Origin of the sequence: uncultured Sulfitobacter sp. (genome assembly GCF_947499945.1) — a bacterium.
Taxonomy (GTDB): domain Bacteria; phylum Pseudomonadota; class Alphaproteobacteria; order Rhodobacterales; family Rhodobacteraceae; genus Sulfitobacter.
This window is the reverse complement of sequence record NZ_CANMQD010000001.1, coordinates 1456850-1475618: the sequence shown is the minus strand read 5'-3', so window position 1 is coordinate 1475618 and position 18769 is coordinate 1456850. Positions and strand designations below refer to the sequence as shown.

At 56.1% G+C, this 18769-nt stretch carries 16 protein-coding genes and 1 tRNA gene; 10 read left to right on the top strand and 7 right to left on the bottom strand.

Features of this window, described 5'->3' with window-relative positions; genetic code table 11:
* Window positions 1–95 precede the first annotated feature (95 nt).
* From lptB to Q0775_RS07365, 5 genes are read right to left on the bottom strand one after another with little or no spacing between them, the layout of a single operon-like run.
* Window positions 96–848 carry an LPS export ABC transporter ATP-binding protein gene (lptB, locus tag Q0775_RS07385; protein WP_298858808.1) on the bottom strand — a complete coding sequence of 251 codons (753 nt, stop codon included), beginning with the start codon at window positions 846–848 and terminating at the stop codon, window positions 96–98.
* Window positions 848–1339 carry a lipopolysaccharide transport periplasmic protein LptA gene (lptA, locus tag Q0775_RS07380; protein WP_298858806.1) on the bottom strand — a complete coding sequence of 164 codons (492 nt, stop codon included), beginning with the start codon at window positions 1337–1339 and terminating at the stop codon, window positions 848–850. Before lptA ends, lptB begins: the two co-directional genes overlap by 1 nt.
* A gap of 20 nt (window positions 1340–1359) precedes the next feature.
* Window positions 1360–1959: an LPS export ABC transporter periplasmic protein LptC gene (gene lptC / locus Q0775_RS07375; protein WP_298858803.1), complete on the bottom strand. Its 600-nt coding sequence runs from the start codon at window positions 1957–1959 to the stop codon at window positions 1360–1362.
* Between the two features lie 13 nt (window positions 1960–1972).
* Window positions 1973–2587, bottom strand: a complete 615-nt coding sequence (locus tag Q0775_RS07370) for a ribonuclease D (protein WP_298858801.1) — start codon at window positions 2585–2587, stop codon at window positions 1973–1975.
* Window positions 2588–2594: 7 nt separating this feature from the next.
* The gene (locus Q0775_RS07365; protein ID WP_298858799.1) at window positions 2595–3404 is read right to left on the bottom strand and encodes a PaaX family transcriptional regulator C-terminal domain-containing protein; all 810 of its coding nucleotides are present in this window, start codon (window positions 3402–3404) and stop codon (window positions 2595–2597) included.
* Window positions 3405–3568: 164 nt separating this feature from the next.
* Between Q0775_RS07365 and Q0775_RS07360 the strand changes: the two genes are divergently transcribed.
* A complete protein-coding gene (locus Q0775_RS07360; protein ID WP_298858797.1) occupies window positions 3569–5683 on the top strand; it encodes a sterol desaturase family protein in 2115 nt (704 codons plus the stop codon).
* Window positions 5684–5741: 58 nt separating this feature from the next.
* Here the strand turns inward: Q0775_RS07360 and Q0775_RS07355 are convergent.
* Window positions 5742–5827 (bottom strand) — tRNA-Leu (locus Q0775_RS07355).
* A gap of 165 nt (window positions 5828–5992) precedes the next feature.
* Here Q0775_RS07355 and Q0775_RS07350 point away from each other — a divergent pair.
* Window positions 5993–6973 (top strand): complex I NDUFA9 subunit family protein, encoded by a 981-nt coding sequence (locus Q0775_RS07350; protein ID WP_298858795.1) that lies wholly within the window; start codon window positions 5993–5995, stop codon window positions 6971–6973.
* Here the strand turns inward: Q0775_RS07350 and Q0775_RS07345 are convergent.
* Window positions 6970–7767 (bottom strand): undecaprenyl-diphosphate phosphatase, encoded by a 798-nt coding sequence (locus tag Q0775_RS07345; protein WP_298858793.1) that lies wholly within the window; start codon window positions 7765–7767, stop codon window positions 6970–6972. The two genes, Q0775_RS07350 and Q0775_RS07345, sit on opposite strands and share 4 nt — an antisense overlap.
* 216 nt (window positions 7768–7983) lie before the next feature.
* Here Q0775_RS07345 and Q0775_RS07340 point away from each other — a divergent pair, with 216 nt between their 5' ends.
* From Q0775_RS07340 to queG, 8 genes are all read left to right on the top strand, one after another.
* Window positions 7984–9417, top strand: coding sequence for an NAD(P)-dependent oxidoreductase (locus Q0775_RS07340; protein WP_298858791.1), 1434 nt, complete (start codon window positions 7984–7986; stop codon window positions 9415–9417).
* A gap of 142 nt (window positions 9418–9559) precedes the next feature.
* Entirely contained in the window at window positions 9560–10327 is a 768-nt protein-coding gene (locus Q0775_RS07335; protein WP_298858789.1) for a hypothetical protein, read from the top strand.
* A 1-nt stretch (window position 10328) separates the two neighbouring features.
* Window positions 10329–10754, top strand: a complete 426-nt coding sequence (locus Q0775_RS07330) for a GFA family protein (protein ID WP_298858787.1) — start codon at window positions 10329–10331, stop codon at window positions 10752–10754.
* Window positions 10751–15283, top strand: coding sequence for a glutamate synthase large subunit (gltB, locus tag Q0775_RS07325; protein WP_298858785.1), 4533 nt, complete (start codon window positions 10751–10753; stop codon window positions 15281–15283). Before Q0775_RS07330 ends, gltB begins: the two co-directional genes overlap by 4 nt.
* Before the next feature lie 138 nt (window positions 15284–15421).
* A complete protein-coding gene (locus Q0775_RS07320; protein WP_298858783.1) occupies window positions 15422–15997 on the top strand; it encodes a Hint domain-containing protein in 576 nt (191 codons plus the stop codon).
* A gap of 219 nt (window positions 15998–16216) precedes the next feature.
* Complete coding sequence (gene mtgA / locus Q0775_RS07315) at window positions 16217–16966, top strand: monofunctional biosynthetic peptidoglycan transglycosylase (protein WP_298858781.1); 750 nt, start codon at window positions 16217–16219, stop codon at window positions 16964–16966.
* 52 nt (window positions 16967–17018) lie between these two features.
* Window positions 17019–17684: a glutathione S-transferase family protein gene (locus Q0775_RS07310; protein ID WP_298858779.1), complete on the top strand. Its 666-nt coding sequence runs from the start codon at window positions 17019–17021 to the stop codon at window positions 17682–17684.
* Between the two features lie 60 nt (window positions 17685–17744).
* On the top strand, window positions 17745–18767 hold the full coding sequence (queG, locus tag Q0775_RS07305) for a tRNA epoxyqueuosine(34) reductase QueG (protein WP_298858777.1): 1023 nt from the start codon (window positions 17745–17747) through the stop codon (window positions 18765–18767).
* The last annotated feature ends 2 nt before the right edge of the window (window positions 18768–18769 follow it).

The window sequence follows — 18769 nt, the reverse complement described above, 5'->3', positions numbered from 1 at the left end:
GCATAGCAATTTCGCCATATCTGATTAGACGGCGGGAACGGCTTAGGAGTCAATCATTTAAGATGGAAATTGCGCAGGTGTTCGCGGGAAATAGCTCAAGATATCTTAAAATTATCACCAAGATAGACGCGGCGCACATCGCCGTTGTTTACGACCTCGTCGGGGGTGCCAGACATGAGCACGCGCCCTTCGTGTAGGATGTAGGCGCGATCCACAATTTCGAGCGTTTCGCGCACGTTATGGTCGGTAATAAGCACGCCGATGCCGCGCTTTTTCAGATCTGCCACAAGGTGACGGATATCGCCTACGGAGATAGGATCGACACCTGCGAAGGGCTCGTCCAGCAGGAGATATTTAGGATTTGCGGCCAAACAACGCGCGATCTCGACCCGGCGCCGCTCACCGCCTGAGAGGGCCAATGCGGGGGCACGGCGCAGGTGTTCGATGGAAAATTCGCTGAGCAATTCGTCAAGGCGCATCAGCTTTTTGCGGCGGTCTCGTTCGACGATGTCGAGAATGGCGAGGATGTTTTCCTGTACCGACATGCCGCGAAAAATGCTCATTTCTTGCGGCAGATACCCGATGCCCAGTTGGGCGCGGCGGTACATGGGCAGGGTTGTCACGTCCTTGCCGTCGATTGTCACGGTGCCGCCCTCAGGCGTTACAAGGCCCGCGATGGCATAAAATGTTGTGGTTTTGCCAGAACCGTTGGGGCCGAGAAGGGCCACGACTTCACCGCGCATCAGCTCCATAGAGAAGTCGCGGATCACGATTTTTTTGCGGTATGATTTACGCAGGTGGGAGATGCGCAGACCTGCGCTGCCCTCTGCGACGGTCAGTTCTGGCATCAGTTATCGCCACCTGTGGAGAGGCGCGAGCGGACGTTACCAGACATACGTGCGGTGCCATCGCGCAGGCGAATTGTCATCATGTCAGCGCTCAGCGCACTTACCCCTTGGGCGAGCAGGACATTCCCGCGCATCACTATCGTGCCTTCATCGATGCTATAGTCGGCACGCTGCGCTTCGGCGGCATCCTTGCCCGACACAAGGGTCACGCCGCCCGTTGCTTCCATTTTTGCAATTCCGTCAGCGGTGGCGCGATACACTACCATGACGCGCTGGGCGGACAAACGCATGTCGCCCTGACCGATCACAACATTCCCGCTAAAGATGGCTGTGCCAGTTTCCTGATCTACCGATAGCTCGTCCGAGCTGACCTCAACGGGCAGGCTGGTATCTTGGGCGATTGTGCCAAAGGCGACGCTGGCCCCCTGAGCCAACGCGCTGGTGGAAATAAGCGCCGAAAAAAGCGCCGTCAGCAGCAAACGTAGGCCCATAATTCTTACAACTTTCTTGATCAGTTAGGGGTATATACCAGTTTCACACCGCCACTGAAAAGCATTTGCGTGTTTTCAGCGTCATTTGGCGAAAAGATTCGCATATTCCCCGCTGTGAAAACCCCCAAAGGGCCTGTTGCCTCGACCCGTTGGGGGGCGGTAACGTCCAATGTCGAGATGTTTGAAGTGAGTTCGGCGGTATTTATGCGGTAACCTGTCGAGGTGTCCATGGATACGGCGCCGCTCAAGTGGGCGGTGTTGCCAGCGATATCAAGCTCTGCCACATCGGCCTGAAGCTGGAAAATGGTCCCTTGAGCAGTCTGGAGTTTGGCCACCACCTCTTCAGCGCGGTTGGTGCCGACATTGTCCTGAAGCGTGACGAGTTTTTTCGCGGAGAAGGACATTTGATCACCCGTCTGGGTGGTGCCTGAAAAGAACGGGCCAGTGATTTGCTGATCGCGCAGGCGTTCTTGTATCTCGACATCGGCAAAGGGGATTGCCGTATCTGAATCCATTACACGAGCAAGCAGGAAGAGGGTTGAGAGCAGCGCAAGCGCGGCCAGCGGGAACGCCACTTTGAGCAGCGACACCATGCGCGAATAGCGGTCACGGGCGATCATGGTTTGGTGCCGGTCATGAGTGGGCAAAGATGTCGGTGTCAGGCCAGCCGTCGAGGTCAATCTTGGCCCGCATGGGAAGGAAGTCGTAGCAGGCCTGAGCAGTCTCCATTCGCCCTTCACGGACCAGCATAATGTTGAGCGCATCGCGCAATCTGTGCAAATAGAGCACGTCGGAGGCGGCATAGTCGATCTGGGCTTTTGTTAATTTCTCGGCGCCCCAATCGCTGGATTGTTGCTGCTTGGAGATGTCCACGCTCAGCAGTTCCTGAAGCAGTTTGGCCAGCCCGTGACGATCAGTGTAGGTGCGGATCAGGCGGCTTGCGATTTTTGTGCAATAGACGGGTGCGGTTAGGACGCCAAAGGCATTGAGCATGGCGGCAATGTCGAAGCGGCCATAGTGGAAAAGTTTGAGCACGTTTGGATCAGCGAGCAGGCGACACAGGTTCGGTGCTTCCGTTTGGCCGCGTGCAATCTGGACCAGATGGGCATGGCCATCGCCCGATGATAGTTGCACTAGACACAAGCGGTCGCGGTGCGGATGCAGGCCCATCGTCTCGCAATCAATCGCAACCTCGGATCCGAGATCGAGGCCGTCTGGCAGGTCGTTTTGGTAAACTTTGTTTGTCATAATTACTCTATAAAGGGCGCGGCAAAGGGGGGGAAGTGCGCGACACTCGGGCTGGCAGGATCGTGTTGATCGCGGGTCGCGGAAAGCGGGTGAGGAGTGTCTCAATGAGGAGGTGGCAAGCGTGGCCTGACCAATTCTCGGGCAGCAGGGCATGGGGTAGGGGAGGATGGCGTAGAACAATTCGCCGCCAGTTGTGCACCAATAAACAGCGTAGCGTCGCGGTTTGTAGCGGCGTTAGCATGTCAATTTGCATCATCTGTTCCACTTGCCCTAAGGCCGGAAGCAGGGCCGCATAATCCGCCTCAAGCATCAGGGGGGCGATCTGGGAACGGAGCCACTCAGGGGCATCATTGCCAGTCAATACCAGCGCCATTGGCGGTACTTTTGCCTGAGTGCCGCCCAGATAGATGCGCGGCAAAAGCGGTAGCAGCCCTTGGGTAGTCAAATGCTGAGGGGTATCGGCGTCTTGGGTGAGGACCAGCTTCCACCCTTCGTGAGGTGAGGTGGCGGATGCGTAGATGCGCGCGCTGGCCTGCCTTGTTTCCGAGCGACCAAGTGGTGTGAGGCAGTGTTGCCCTGTGCGGCCTGTCTTCTGGGATGATATCCATCCATCGTTGCGCAGGCGGTGTAGGGCCACACGCACGGCCTCGGGACGGATATCCATTTCGGTCATGACGGCGGAGAGGGTCGGCCCGTCGATTGTGCTGCCCTCCGCCTGCGCCAAATCGCCAAAGAGCGTGACCATCAGAGACCAGACGCGATGGCTGCCCAGCGCGAGGAGGGCTGATTTAGTCTGATCAAAGAGGTCTGCAGGCATTGGGGCCGGTCCGTTACGAGGCATCACTGTTTTATATAGAGGTTATTGCGGCGCAGCGCCAATCCTATGCGCTTGCTTACGTGGTTTCGTATATCGTCAGGAACGGGCCGTATTTCTGTCATATTCGCCAGCTATTGTTTCTAAAAGCGAAAGAAAAGGCAGTCATGGAAACGATTACAGCATTTTACGAGGCCGTCATTGCCGCGCCGTTTGATCTCAACGTGCGTTATTCGTTGTTTTATCTGTTTTGTACAATCGCCATTGCCTTTGGCATCTGGCTCTATCGTGGGCGGCCTGAGGGGTTTCTCTCATGGTTGATGCCGAGCCATGTGTACCGCCACAAATCCAACCTGCTTGATATCAAGCTGTTTATCGCCAGCCGCTTTTTCATGGCGTTTGGGGTTTTCAGTGCGGTGTTTTTTCCCACGACAGTTGCTTACGCGCTATTGAAGCATCTGGGGGGCTCCGACTTTGCGGCACCCCCGACCAGTTGGAACAGGATCCTAGTTGCGACGATCATCATCGTTGTAGCCTCTGATTTCTGTAAATATTGGGCGCACCGTGCACATCACGAGTGGAAGTTTCTGTGGCCGTTTCACGCGGTCCATCATTCGGCGGATGTCCTTACGCCGCTGACTGTTCAGCGTGTTCATCCGATTGAGCCGCTTATCCGCAATGCGTTGATGACCGTGATTGTGGGTCTGGTGCAGGGTGTTGTGCTGTATCTGATCATTGGCGAGCTGAGCATCGCGACAATTGGTGGGGCCAACGCGCTCTATTTTGCGTTCAACGCGCTGGGCGCGAATTTCCGCCACAGTCATATCTGGATCAGCTATGGCCCGTTGCTGGAGCATATCCTCATCTCGCCTGCACAGCATCAAGTGCATCATTCGGTTGCGAACAAGCATCACGATAAAAACTATGGCTCCATCTTTGCGGTTTGGGATTGGATGTTTGGCACGCTTTATGTGCCGAAGAACGTGGAAACGCTGACCTTTGGTGTTTCTGATGGGACGGGAAAGCCGATTGACCAGCCCTACCCAAGCTTGATGGCCGCACTGGTGCTGCCGTTCAAGGAAAGCGGACAGGCAATCCGCCGCCGTTTGGCAAAAGGTGCCAATTCTACGCAAACCGTCCCCCGCAACGATACTGTAATCACTCAGGGGTTCTCCCTTTGGCTCGATGCTGTGCGAGCGGGGGCGGCACTCACGGTGCTGTTCGGTCATATGGCACATGTGCGGTTTACGGGGGGAGACTATTACTTCCTGCGTGACTGGAACGTGGCGAGCGATGCTGTGGCAGTCTTCTTTGTGCTGTCGGGCGTGGTGATCGCCTATGCTGCTGGACGCGATGAGACATTGGGCAAGTTTGCGTTCAACCGGATTACGCGCATTGTTACCGTGCTGGTGCCTGCGCTGTTGTTGACGCTGGTATTTGATGGAATCGGTACTCGGGTCGATATGGCCGCCTATCCTGAGGGATATTATCAAGCACTTCCATTGGGTGAGTTCCTGTGGCGCGGCTTGACGGTAACACCGCTTTGGACGGGTATGTCTGACTGGGTACGTTTAGGGACAAACGGGCCGATCTGGTCGCTGAGCTATGAGGTGGGTTTCTACCTGTTCTTTGGCGCATTTGTGTTTCTGAAAGGTCTGATGCGTCTCGTTATTCTGGCGCTGCTGAGCTTACTGGTGGGTTTACCTGTCCTTGTTATGCTGCCTGCATGGTTGATGGGTGCCTGGGTCTGGAGCAGAACGACCGAGGCAGATGAGACTAACGGGCGCATGATGTCATGGATCATGGCTGCTGGCAGCGTCGTTGCGCTGGTTGTTCTGAAAGTGTCCGGCTTGCCGTTAGTGCTGAGTAATCTGACCGCACAGGCGTTTTATCCGCAGCATTACCAAAGCGCTTTGGTCTATTCGGACGAGGTTTTGTGGAACAGTGTGATTGCGTTGTTGATTGCGGTTCACCTGATTGGCGTACGGCGCCTGACGCTGACCATGCCGAACTGGTCCGAGGGCGGGCTGGCCAAGTCTGTTCGTTGGGTCGCCGGAGGCAGCTTTTCTCTGTACCTTGTCCACTACCCCACGCTGCATCTGCTGGACGCAACTTTGCCTGAAACGCTTCCCGCATATAACCTGTGGTTGTTGGGGATTACGCTTGCCGTCTGTTTTGCCTTCGCAGCTGTGTTCGAGCGTCCGCTCAAGCCGTTTCGCCTTTGGGTGAAAGCGATTTGGCAGCGCATGCCAATACCGCAACCTGCGCCCACAGAAACATAACAGAGATGCGTCGACACAGCTATATCCGCAGTTGTTTCGATAAATTTTTCGGAATATTTGGTGCCCAGAAGAGGACTCGAACCTCCACACCGTTGCCAGTACTAGCACCTGAAGCTAGCGCGTCTACCATTCCGCCACCTGGGCACTCAACGTGTTGCAGCACCTAAGGCGCTCGTCTGGTTGTGTCAATCTGATTTATTCGGAGAAAGCCAAGTTCTTTTGCGGTGCGCCGCCTAAGGGATAATTGCGCCTTGTTTGGCGGGCGGCAGGGGGGTACACCCACTCGGGATAATTCTTGAGGGTATGCGCATGTCTAAGCTGGTTACAATTTATGGCGGTTCGGGCTTTGTCGGGCGGTATATCGCGCGGCGGATGGCCAAGGCGGGCTGGCGTGTGCGGGTTGCGGTGCGGCGTCCGAACGAAGCGATTTTTGTCAAGACATACGGCGTTGTGGGGCAGGTTGAGCCTGTGTTGTGCAATATCCGTGATGACGCCTCCGTTGCTTCTGTGATGAAGGGTGCCGATGCGGTGATTAACTGTGTGGGCGTGCTGGCCGAGAGCGGCAAGAACAGCTTTGATGCGGTGCAGTCCGAGGGTCCTACACGGATCGCGCGTATTTCCAGCGAGATGGGGATCAAACGAATGGTGCAGATCTCGGCCATTGGTGCAGATCTGGAAAGTGATAGCGATTATGCGCGGACCAAGGCCGAGGGCGAGGCGGGCGTGCTCAAGTATCAGCCTGACGCCGTGATCCTGCGCCCGTCGATTGTGTTTGGACCCGAGGACGAATTTTTTAACCGCTTTGCGGGAATGGCGCGTATGTCGCCAGTGCTGCCTGTGGTGGGGGCAAAGACGCGGTTCCAGCCCGTCTATGTGGATGATGTGGCAGAGGCTGCTGTGATGGGTGTGCTGGGTCAGGCCAAGGGCGTCTATGAGCTGGGCGGTCCTATCACCATGAATTTCCGTGAGCTGATGGACCTGATGTTGGATGTGATCCGTCGCCGCCGGTTGGTGCTGAACATTCCGTTCTTCGCGGCCAAGATTATGGCGTTTGGTTTTGACATGCTTCAGGCGGTCACGCTTGGGCTGGTGAAGAATGGCATGATTACCCGCGATCAGGTCAAGAATTTGGCCAAAGATAACGTCGTGGCGGAGGATGCTCAGGGCTTTGATGCGCTGGGGATCGAGCCTACGGCGATGGTGTCTGTGCTGCCTGAATATCTGTGGCGGTTCCGCCCGTCGGGCCAGTATGACGCGATCAAGGAATCGGCCAGCAACCTGCGGGGTTAGGCGTAAGCCAGCCAGAGCAGGAAGCAGCCGAAGATCACCCTATAGATGACATAGGGTGTATAGCTCACTGACTGGAGCAGCTTCATCATCAGTACCAGCGCACAAAGTGCGGCGACGAAGGACATGGCGGCGACGATTGCGATGTCACCCATGACGTCCGGTGTGCCGATCACGTCGAGGCTGAGCAGGGCGGCGGACGCGATGATCGTCGGGATCGACATGAGCATCGACAGGCGTGCCGCATCCGAGCGGTTGTAGCCTAAGGTGCGTGCGGCGGCGATTGTGATGCCTGAGCGTGATGTGCCAGGGATAAGTGCGATACACTGCCATAGACCCATGGTGATGGCGTGCTTTAGCGTCCATTCCTCGGCGGTGCGCGCGACAGGGCCCTTTTGGTCCGCCCAGTAAAGAACGATCCCGAAGATCAGCATGCTCCATCCGATAACGGCGATGCCGCGCATCATGTCGGCCAATCCGGTGACTTTGAGGATCAGGCCAACGATGATGACAGGGACGGTGGCGATGAGCAGCGCGAGCGCGAGGAACGCGCCTTTTGTGTCGATCTTGCCCCGCATTAGTCGCAGCGTCCCGATGAGGGCGAGTCGCACGTCGGACCAGAAATAAATGATCACAGCGCATAGCGTACCAGCATGCGCTGCGACATCAATGACTTGTCCCTGATCCGCTTGCCCTGAAAGCTGGGGGAGGAGGATCAGATGTCCTGATGAGCTGATGGGGAGAAATTCGGTGATGCCCTGAATCAACGCGACAAGCAGGAGGTAAAATGTGGTCATCAGGGTATCCGTTGATTCGTTTCTCGCACGATAGAGGCATGAAAGTTGGTGGAAAGAGAATATATAGGTATCAAATCGGACCTAATTTGAAGATGAAGTGTTGCCTGAAGCACGATTTCAATGGATGAAAAGTGAATTTAGGTAAGTAGTACTGTCTTTTATTCAATTAAGGCATGGTTTATTCACCGTTCTAACGCGGATTTGAGGAATGGACCCATGGCCAAGCAACCTATGTTGAAATTTACCAATATTGAGCGGGACATGCCAGAGAAGCGTCCGCCCAACTTGCGCAAAGAAGATTTCAACGAAATTTATGCAGAGTACGCCGAAGCGAAGGCCAAGGAGCAGTCCAGCCGTTGTAGCCAGTGTGGTGTGCCGTATTGCCAGACCCATTGCCCATTGCACAACAACATCCCCGACTGGCTGCGCATGACAGCCGAGGGGCGGTTGCAGGAAGCCTATGAAATGTCGCAGGCGACCAACACGTTCCCCGAGATTTGTGGACGTATCTGTCCGCAGGACCGCCTGTGTGAAGGCAACTGTGTAATTGAATCGTCGGGGCATGGCACTGTGACGATTGGGTCGGTTGAGAAGTACATCACCGATACCGCGTGGGAGAATGGCTGGGTTAAGCCGATTGTGGCGAACCATGAGCGCACGGAGTCTGTGGGCATCATTGGTGCGGGTCCGGGTGGCTTGGCTGCTGCGGACTTCCTGCGCCGTGCAGGTGTGCAGGTCACGGTCTATGACCGCTATGATCGCGCGGGTGGTCTGATGACTTACGGCATCCCCGGTTTCAAGCTGGAGAAAGATGTGGTCATGCGCCGCAACAAGCAGTTGGAGGAGGGTGGCGTTACCTTCAAGCTCAACTGTGCGGTTGGGGAAGACATCAGTTTTGACGACATTCGCAAGGCCCATGATGCGGTGATTATCGCAACGGGCGTGTACAAGAGCCGTGATTTGGCGGCCCCCGGTGTGGGTGCCGAAGGTGTGGTACGGGCGATTGATTTCCTCACGGTGTCTAACAAGAAGAGCTTTGGTGATGATGTGCCTGCGTTCGAGGATGGTAGTCTGAATGCGGAAGGTAAGCGGGTTGTTGTGATCGGTGGGGGGGACACGGCGATGGACTGTGTTCGGACCTCGATCCGTCAGGGGGCAACATCGGTGAAGTGTCTGTATCGTCGTGACCGTGCCAACATGCCCGGCAGCCAGCGTGAGGTTGCCAATGCAGAAGAAGAGGGTGTTGTTTTTGAATGGCTGACCGCGCCCAAGGGGTTTGTCGGTGAGCCTGTGACAGGTGTGATGGTGCAAAAGATGCGTTTGGGCCAGCCCGATGCGACGGGGCGTCAGGCACCCGAAATTATTGAGGGCTCCGACTATGTCGAAGAGGCCGATCTGGTGATCATGGCATTGGGTTTTGAAGCGGAAGATTTGCCGACGCTTTGGAACTGTTCTGATCTTCCCGTGAACCGCTGGGGCACTGTGAAGGCTGACTATGTCACGGGCCGCACCGAGGCCGAGGGCGTATTTGCCGTGGGTGATATTGTACGCGGTGCGTCGCTGGTTGTTTGGGCAATCAAGGACGGACGCGATTGTGCCGAGGCGATTATCGAGCAGTTTAATGGATCAGCGGCAGTGGCGGCAGAGTAGGAATATTTGCTGCACATCGGTTTCCACCATCTGGCGGACGCGAATTTTTGAATGGGTGATGCAGTCTTACCTGTTGTGACGGTTGAGTTGAGAATGAAGAGCGATCCGCTATCGGGTGACGTGGGTCAAATAGGAGAATGGCGTGACTAAACCTGCGCTGGATATACGGCTTACGGAGCAGAGTGATCTGCTTTGGGTTTGGGAGCATGACGGTCCCAGCCGCCGTCTGGTTGTGTGCTTTTCTGGTATCGGTGGTGAGACGGACCCAACACCTGTGACCAACTTTGCCTCAACGGCTGCTCAGGATGGGCAGAATTCGGTCTTGTTCATTGCTGATCCCAATCGGACATGGCTGAACGGTGACGGTCTGGTTGACGCAATTTGTGGGCGTATCTTTGCCAAGGCAGAAGAGGTCGGGGCAACGCAAATCGTAACCATGGGGCATTCCATGGGTGGGTTCAGTGCACTGGTGATAGCAGGGATGGTGGGGGCCGATGTTGCAATTGCATTTTCGCCGCAGCTATCGATTGATCCTGCCGTTGTTCCCGATGAAAACCGCTGGATGGATCTTCGTGCGAATATAGGCGATATCAGGATTTCATCCGCTGCTGACTACTTGCATGACAGCTGTACCTATTATGTATTTTTCGGCAGTCACCCGCGTGAGCGTCCCCAGCGCGACAGATTTCCTCTGGCTGACAATATTGCGTTGTTCAATATTCCGACTGTGGTTCACAACTCGCCTCAGCGGATGAAGCAGACCGGCGTTCTGGCGGATGTGTTCAAGCATGCCTGTGAACGTCGGCGGCGGAAGGTGCGGCTGCTGCTTCAAGAGACGTTTGGCGCAAAAATAACAAACCCGCCAAAAGATGCGCCGACCGCCGTGCGCCCGATCCGAAAAGGAGCCTGAGATGAAACATGAAATCAAAGGTGAATGTATGTGTGGCGCGGTGAAAGTTTCAGCGACGACATCAGACCCCGCGCTGCGTGCTTGCCACTGCGAGATGTGCCGGCGGCAGAATTCATATGCGTTTGTATCACTACAAGCGGATCAGGAAAGTATTCGGATCACGGGACCTGTGACGGTTTTGAAGTCCTCGGACTGGGCGCAGCGGGCGTTCTGTTCGAAGTGTGGGTCGACGATCTGGTACGGGCTGCAAGAAGACGGCCACCGCAATTTGTCAGCGGGTTTGTTTCCCAAGACTGGAACTGCGCTGATGACAGAATATTTTACAGACGAATGTTTGCTGGGGAATGGATTTCCTGGCGATCACGAGAAACTCACAAGAAACGAGACCTTTGCGCTGTTCGCGCCCTCTGAAGGAGATGCCAAATGACCAAATATGATGACGCATGGGTAGCACGCGAAGAAGCGAAACGCGCATTTATGGCCGAGAGGGGTTTGTACTCTTCTGAGGAGGAGCATTCGTCCTGCGGTGTTGGCCTTGTTGTAAATATCGACGGGTCGCGGAGTCGCGAAGTGGTTGAGAACGGGATTAAGGCGCTCAAAGCGATCTGGCACCGTGGTGCGGTAGATGCGGACGGGAAGACAGGCGATGGCGCGGGTATCCATGTGCAAATACCTGTGCCGTTCTTTTACGATCAGGTTCAGCGTACAGGGCACACCCCACGCATGAATGAAATGCTAGCTGTGGGGCAGGTATTCTTGCCACGCACGAATTTTGCCGCGCAAGAGACATGCCGCACGATTGTCGAGACTGAAGTCTTGCGCATGGGGTATTATATTTATGGCTGGCGTCATGTGCCGGTGAAAGTCGAGTGTCTGGGCGAGAAGGCCAATGCGACACGCCCCGAAATCGAGCAGATTTTGATTTCCAACGCCAAGGGTGTGGATGAAGAGACGTTCGAGCGTGAGCTGTATGTGATCCGCCGCCGCATCGAGAAGGCGGCGATCGCGGCGCAGGTGCCGACGCTGTACATTGCGTCGATGTCGTGCCGTTCGATCATTTACAAAGGCATGATGCTGGCGGAGCAGGTGGCGGAGTTTTATCCCGACCTGATGGACGAACGGTTCGAGAGTGCGTTCGCGATTTATCACCAACGCTATTCGACCAATACGTTCCCGCAGTGGTGGCTGGCACAGCCGTTCCGCATGTTGGCGCATAACGGTGAGATCAATACGCTCAAGGGTAATCTCAACTGGATGAAGTCCCACGAGATTCGCATGGCAAGTGCCACATTTGGGGACATGGCCGAGGATATTAAGCCGATTGTCGCGGCAGGGTCGTCGGATTCGGCTGCATTAGACTCTGTTTTTGAGGTTCTGGTGCGTGCGGGGCGTTCTGCGCCGATGGCGAAAACGATGCTGGTGCCTGAGTCGTGGTCCAAGCAGGCGATCGAGTTGCCGCAGGCGTGGCGTGATATGTATTCCTATTGCAACTCTGTGATGGAGCCGTGGGATGGTCCAGCAGCACTTGCCATGACGGATGGGCGGTGGGTTTGTGCGGGGCTTGACCGCAATGGTCTTCGCCCAATGCGGTATGTCGTTACCTCTGACGGGATGCTGATTGCAGGGTCTGAGGCAGGCATGGTGCCGCTGGATGAAGCGCGTGTTGTGCGCAAGGGCGCGCTTGGGCCGGGGCAGTTGCTGGCTGTGGATATGGAAGAGGGTAAGCTATTCGGGGATACGGAGATCAAGGACAAGCTGTCTGCCGCGCGACCCTTTGGCGACTGGGTTGGCAAAATCAACGAGTTGGATGACGAGCTATTGGGGGTGACTGAAGTGCCACTGTTCGAGGGCAATGAGTTGCGCCGTCGTCAGATTGCGGCGGGTTACACCATTGAAGAGCTGGAGCAAATTCTGGCGCCTATGGCGGAGGACGGTAAGGAAACGCTGGCCTCTATGGGGGATGATACGCCGAGCGCTGTGCTGTCGACCAAGTACCGTCCGCTATCGCATTTCTTCCGTCAAAACTTCTCTCAGGTGACGAACCCGCCGATTGACTCGCTTCGTGAATTTCGTGTGATGAGCCTCAAGACACGGTTCGGCAACCTGAAGAATGTTCTCGACGAGGACAGCAGCCAGACCGAGATTCTGGTGTTGGACAGCCCGTTTGTGGGCAATGCGCAGTTTGACGAGTTGATGGGCCATTTCAACGCGGACAAGGTGACCATTGACTGTACCTTTGAAGTGGGTGGATCGAACCTTAGTAAGGCCCTGATGCGTATTCGCGCAGAGGCAGAAGATGCGGTGCGGTCGGGTGCGGGGCATATCGTCCTGACCGACCAAATGAGCGGTGAGGGCAAAGTGGCGATGCCGATGATCCTTGCGACATCTGCGGTGCACAGCCACCTGACGCGCAACGGATTGCGGACGTTTACATCGCTGAATGTGCGCTCGGCGGAGTGTATTGATCCGCATTATTTTGCCGTGTTGATCGGTTGTGGTGCGACTGTTGTGAACGCCTATCTGGCGGAGGATTCGCTGGCGGACCGTATCGGTCGCGGGTTGCTTGATGGTGATCTGACGGCGGCGATTGCACGCTACCGCGAGGCGATTGACCAAGGTCTGCTCAAGATCATGGCGAAGATGGGCATTTCTGTTGTGTCCTCGTATCGTGGCGGTTTGAACTTTGAAGCGGTGGGCCTGTCCCGCGCCATGTGTGCGGAGTATTTCCCCGGTATGACGAGCCGCATCAGCGGCATTGGGATCACCGGTATCCAGCGTAAGGCGGAAGAAGTGCACGCCAAAGGCTGGAGCGGGAATGATACCGTGATGCCGATTGGTGGTTTCTATAAGGCGCGCAAGTCGGGTGAGACACATGCGTGGGAGGCAACTTCAATGCACATGCTGCAAGCTGCGTGTAACCGCGCCTCTTATGAAATGTGGAAGCAATATTCGGCCAAAATGCAGAGCAATCCGCCGATCCATTTGCGTGATCTGCTGGCGCTGAAGCCATTGGGCGAGGCGGTGCCGATTGAGGAAGTGGAGAGCATCACTGCGATCCGCAAACGGTTTGTGACACCGGGTATGTCGTTGGGCGCGCTTAGCCCTGAGGCGCATAAAACGTTGAACGTGGCGATGAACCGGATTGGCGCAAAGTCGGACAGTGGTGAGGGCGGTGAAGATCCCGCGCACTTCTTCCCCGAACCAAATGGTGACAACCCGTCTGCGAAGATCAAGCAGGTGGCGTCGGGTCGTTTTGGTGTGACGGCGGAATACCTGAACCAGTGTGAAGAGCTGGAAATCAAGGTAGCCCAAGGTGCGAAACCCGGTGAGGGTGGGCAGTTGCCCGGTATGAAAGTGACAGAGCTGATTGCACGGCTGCGCCATTCGACGCCTGGTGTGACGCTGATTTCACCACCGCCGCACCACGATATCTATTCCATCGAGGATTTGGCCCAGCTGATTTATGATCTCAAGCAGATCAATCCGCGCTGTAAGGTGACGGTGAAGCTGGTCGCCTCCTCCGGCGTGGGCACGATTGCGGCGGGTGTAGCAAAGGCAAAGGCCGATGTGATCCTGATTTCGGGCCATAACGGCGGCACGGGTGCATCGCCTGCGACGTCGATTAAATATGCGGGTCTGCCGTGGGAGATGGGCCTCACCGAGGCGCATCAAGTTCTGTCGATGAACAACCTGCGCGACCGTGTGACATTGCGCACCGATGGTGGTTTGCGCACGGGCCGCGATATTGTGATGGCGGCGATGTTGGGGGCCGAGGAATATGGTATTGGCACGGCGGCCCTTATTGCGATGGGCTGTATCATGGTGCGCCAGTGCCAGAGCAACACCTGCCCCGTGGGCGTGTGTACACAGGACGAGGATTTGCGCGCCAAGTTTACGGGCAATGCCGATAAGGTTGTGAACCTGATCACGTTCTACGCCACCGAAGTGCGCGAAATTTTGGCGAGCATTGGGGCGCGTAGCCTTGATGACGTTATTGGCCGTGCGGACCTGCTCACTCAGGTATCACGCGGATCGGCGCATCTGGATGATCTGGACCTGAACCCGCTCCTGATTAGCGTGGATTCGGAGAAGGGGACTGTTTATGATCGTGCCAAGCCGCGCAATGCTGTGCCTGACACGCTGGATGCGCAGATTGTAGCGGATGCGGTGCGGTTCTTGGAGGATGGCGAGAAGATGCAGCTTAGCTATGCGGTGCAGAACACGCATCGTTCGGTTGGGACGCGCACGTCGAGCCATATCGTGAAACGCTTTGGCATGCGCAATGATTTGCAGGATAATCACCTGACGGTAAACCTTACGGGTTCGGCGGGTCAGTCGCTGGGGGCCTTTGCTGCACCCGGGCTGAAGCTGGTCGTCGCGGGGGATGCTAACGATTATGTGGGTAAGGGTCTGTCGGGCGGTACGGTCGTTGTGCGGCCACCGATGAACAGCGCGATTGTGGCGTCAGAGAACACAATCATCGGCAATACTGTTCTGTATGGCGCAACAGATGGCTACCTCTTTGCGGCGGGTCGTGCGGGGGAGCGCTTTGCTGTGCGCAACTCAGGTGCGAAAGTTGTGATCGAGGGATGTGGCTCCAACGGGTGTGAATACATGACCGGTGGCGTGGCTGTTATTCTGGGTGAAATCGGTGCTAACTTTGGTGCGGGTATGACTGGTGGGATGGCGTATCTGTATGATCCTGAAGGGCGCGCGGTGGACATGATGAACCATGAAACACTGGTACATTGTGCGGTTACGACGGCACATTGGGAAGATCAGCTCAAGGGTTTGATCGAGCGTCATGCGGCGGAAACTGACAGCCGCAAGGCGCAAGATATCCTTCAGCATTGGGAGTTGGAGAAGGTCAATTTTGTTCAAATCTGCCCCAAGGAAATGCTGAGCCGTATCCCTGCGCCATTGGGGATTGAGGAACAGTCTATTCCTGCCGAATAGACATTTTAGTAACTGTGTCAGTGAAGGAAACAGTTTGTTTCGCTGACACAATATGACCTCTTTTCGAAACAATCGGCGGCACATTGTCGGCAAGATTTACGCGCATCATAGGCTCAACTCCAGCCAAGGAAGCGCGTTATGCTTGCATCAATTACACATCAAAGACCCGTATCAGATCCGCCTTATTCCAACGGATTTGTCCGTGGGGCCAAGGTCGAGACACAGAATGGGTCAAAGGCTATCGAGGATATCGCAGCTGGCGATCTTGTCTTGACCTTAGACAATGGGGCGCAGCCCGTTCGGTTTGTTCAGCGACAAACAGTCGAAGCTTGCGAGCAGTTTTCGCCGGTTCTGTTTGAGGCTGGTAGCATCGGGAATAGCAATGAGGTTTTGGTATCACCCGAGCATCGGATGCTTATTGCGGATTGGCGTGCAGAGCTGTTGATGGGCTGTGACGAGGTATTGGTCGCGGCCAAGCATCTGGTAAATGGCAAGGATGTGCGAACTGTTGTGGGCGGCGCGGTTGACTATATTCATCTGCTCTTTGCCGCACATCAGATCATATTTGTGAACGGGTGCGCCACTGAAAGCTGCTTGCCCAATAATTGCTGGACGCCGACGGAGATTACCCACGGGGCAAAAGGCGCAGCGAGCATACTTGTAGCGCGGCCCGTCGTAAGAAGCGCGGAAGCCGCATGCCTGATGGCCGCGTAATTTTGAATTAAACGATACGATTTATAAGGATAGCTCACATGACACTCACATTTATTCCTACACGTTTCTATTTTGCAATCTGCGGCCTTGTTCTGTTGAACAGCTGTAATGGTTTTGCCTGACCGCATGAGCGTATCATTCATGGCACGGGCGCTTACGATGTGCGCCCTGCGGGTGAGGATCGTTCACAACGCGGATTTGCGGCACTATAGCTGAACCATGGCAAAACGTAGCACCAAACCAAAAGTTAAATCCAAGGCAAAGGCCGAAGCGCCCGCCAAGGTTGTGGAGCACCAGCCCTTAGGGCGGCGCATCCGCAGGACGTTCTGGCGCGGGCTGTTTCTAGCAGTTCTTCTGCTGGTGGGTGCGGTCCTGTTGGGGCGGGTCGTGAACCCGCCGACGACGATTTACATGTTGGGAGAGCGGCACCGTTTGGGTGGGATTGACCATGAATGGGTTCCGATGGAAATGATTGCGCCTGTAATGGCGCGGTCGGTCGTGGCAGCGGAAGATGCGAATTTTTGCCGACACTGGGGATTTGATGTGCGTGCGATCCGAATGGCGATTGCCGAGGGGTCAAACCGTGGGGCATCGACACTGAGCCAGCAAACAGTCAAAAATGTGTACCTATGGCACGGTAGGACATGGGTGCGCAAAGCGTTGGAGGCGGGGATAACGCCGCTGGTTGAGGCGCTGTGGCCCAAGCGGCGTATTTTGGAAGTTTACCTCAATGTGGCGGAGTTTGATGAGGGTGTATTTGGTGTGGAAGCCGCCGCGCGGCACTACTTCAAAGTTGGGCCGGAGGAATTGACTGCACGACAGGCGGCGCAACTGGCAGCAGTATTGCCTTCGCCCAAGACGCGCAGCGCCTCACGTCCGACGAACTACCTAAAGAAGCGTGCGGCGCAAATCCGCTCGGGTGCGGCGACAATCAAAGCGGATGGCCGGAGCGATTGTTTCGAGAGTTGAATAATTCTGCGGCACAAGGCATTGATGTTGGGACCCCATTTACGGATTTACCATGGCCCGCTTGTTCCACGTCCCTCTTTCGCCTTACTGCCGCAAAATCCGGCTGAGCCTCGCCGAGAAGAAGATCGAGGTGGAGCTTGTCGAGGAGCGGTATTGGGAGCAGGACCCTGATTTCCTGCGCCGCAATCCAGCGGGCAAAGTTCCTGTGCTGCGGCTCGACGGAATTATGATGTCCGAGAGTGCGGCGATTTGTGAGTACATTGAGGAAACGCGGCCTGATCCGTCACTTTTGCCCTCGGACCCAGCGCAGCGTTTGGAAGTGCGGCGTTTGGTGAACTGGTTTGACGACAAGTTTCACCATGAAGTCACGAGTAAGCTGCTCTATGAACGGGTAAACAAGAAGATGCAGAAGGCGGGATATCCCGACAGCAAGAACGTCAAAGCGGGGGCGCGGGCGATCAAGTTCCACCTTGGCTATATGACGTGGTTGCTGGACCAGCGCCGCTGGCTTGCGGGGGATGTGATGACGCTGGCGGATTTTGCTGCGGCTGCGCATTTGTCCTCGCTTGATTATATCTCGGACGTGGATTGGAACAGCTGCCCTGAGGTGAAGGACTGGTACGCGAAGATCAAATCGCGGCCTGCGTTCCGATCCCTCTTGGCGGATCAGGTGCCGGGGTTCACACCGCCGAAGCATTACAATGATCTGGATTTCTGATCCTGTCGTTGGCTGCGCCTGTGGTGGGTGCGGGATTTGAGTTTAAGGGAAAAATAGAGAATGGACCTTAAGGCGCGCGTGGTCGCTCAGGCATTGGCGGAGGGGTTTGTTGCGTGCCGTGTGTGCAGGCCTGATGCTGTGCCAGACGTGCCTGCGCGGTTGGGTGCGTTTCTGGACGCGGGATATCACGGGCAGATGGGATGGATGGAGGAGCGCGTAAGCTGGCGCGGTGATCCGTCGGATTTGTGGCCTGAGGCGCGGTCAGTGATCATGTTGGCGGAGAGTTATGCGCCAGAGCATGACCCGCTGGCGATCTTGGAGCGGCCTGATCTTGGGGCGGTCTCATGCTATGCGCAGGGGCGTGATTATCATGATGTGGTGAAGAAACGCCTCAAGCGGTTGGCGCGGTGGCTGATTGAGCAAGAGGCGTGTCAGGTGAAGGTGTTTGTGGACACGGCCCCTGTGCCCGAGAAGGCGTTGGCGCAGGCGGCGGGTCTTGGCTGGCAGGGCAAGCACACCAATGTAGTAAGCCGTGAATGGGGCAATTGGGCCTTTTTAGGGTCTGTTTTTACGACTTTGGATTTGGAGCCTGATGCGGCGGAGGTGGACCGCTGTGGGAGTTGTACGGCCTGTCAGGATATCTGTCCTACGGATGCGTTTCCTGAACCGTATAAGTTGGATGCGCGGCGGTGTATTTCGTATTTGACGATTGAGCATAAGGGGCCTGTGGACGAGGCATTGCGCGGGAAACTGGGCAACCGGATTTATGGCTGTGATGATTGTCTGGCGGTGTGTCCGTGGAACAAGTTTGCCGTAGCGGCGAGTGATATGCGGTATCATGGCAGCGCGGGGGGGACGCTGGCGGAGCTGGTCGTGTTGGACGATGCGGCGTTTCGGTTGCGGTATTCAGGCTCGCCGATCAAGCGGATCGGGCGGGACCGCTTTGTGCGGAATGTGCTCTATGCAATTGGGAATTCGGGTGATGTGTCGTTGCGCGGGTTGGCGCAGGAATTGTGCGGCGATGCGGACGCGGCAGTGGCCGATGGGGCGCGCTGGGCAGTGGCGCGGATGGGCGATCTGTGACG

Bases quoted from the DNA above. Each gene is read 5' to 3' on its own strand.
- lptB (WP_298858808.1), bottom strand. From the start codon at position 848: ATGCCAGAACTGACCGTCGCAGAGGGCAGCGCAGGTCTGCGCATCTCC.
- lptA (WP_298858806.1), bottom strand. From the start codon at position 1,339: ATGGGCCTACGTTTGCTGCTGACGGCGCTTTTTTCGGCGCTTATTTCC.
- lptC (WP_298858803.1), bottom strand. From the start codon at position 1,959: ATGATCGCCCGTGACCGCTATTCGCGCATGGTGTCGCTGCTCAAAGTG.
- Q0775_RS07370 (WP_298858801.1), bottom strand. From the start codon at position 2,587: ATGACAAACAAAGTTTACCAAAACGACCTGCCAGACGGCCTCGATCTC.
- Q0775_RS07365 (WP_298858799.1), bottom strand. From the start codon at position 3,404: ATGCCTGCAGACCTCTTTGATCAGACTAAATCAGCCCTCCTCGCGCTG.
- Q0775_RS07360 (WP_298858797.1), top strand. From the start codon at position 3,569: ATGGAAACGATTACAGCATTTTACGAGGCCGTCATTGCCGCGCCGTTT.
- Q0775_RS07350 (WP_298858795.1), top strand. From the start codon at position 5,993: ATGTCTAAGCTGGTTACAATTTATGGCGGTTCGGGCTTTGTCGGGCGG.
- Q0775_RS07345 (WP_298858793.1), bottom strand. From the start codon at position 7,767: ATGACCACATTTTACCTCCTGCTTGTCGCGTTGATTCAGGGCATCACC.
- Q0775_RS07340 (WP_298858791.1), top strand. From the start codon at position 7,984: ATGGCCAAGCAACCTATGTTGAAATTTACCAATATTGAGCGGGACATG.
- Q0775_RS07330 (WP_298858787.1), top strand. From the start codon at position 10,329: ATGAAACATGAAATCAAAGGTGAATGTATGTGTGGCGCGGTGAAAGTT.
- gltB (WP_298858785.1), top strand. From the start codon at position 10,751: ATGACCAAATATGATGACGCATGGGTAGCACGCGAAGAAGCGAAACGC.
- Q0775_RS07320 (WP_298858783.1), top strand. From the start codon at position 15,422: ATGCTTGCATCAATTACACATCAAAGACCCGTATCAGATCCGCCTTAT.
- mtgA (WP_298858781.1), top strand. From the start codon at position 16,217: ATGGCAAAACGTAGCACCAAACCAAAAGTTAAATCCAAGGCAAAGGCC.
- Q0775_RS07310 (WP_298858779.1), top strand. From the start codon at position 17,019: ATGGCCCGCTTGTTCCACGTCCCTCTTTCGCCTTACTGCCGCAAAATC.
- queG (WP_298858777.1), top strand. From the start codon at position 17,745: ATGGACCTTAAGGCGCGCGTGGTCGCTCAGGCATTGGCGGAGGGGTTT.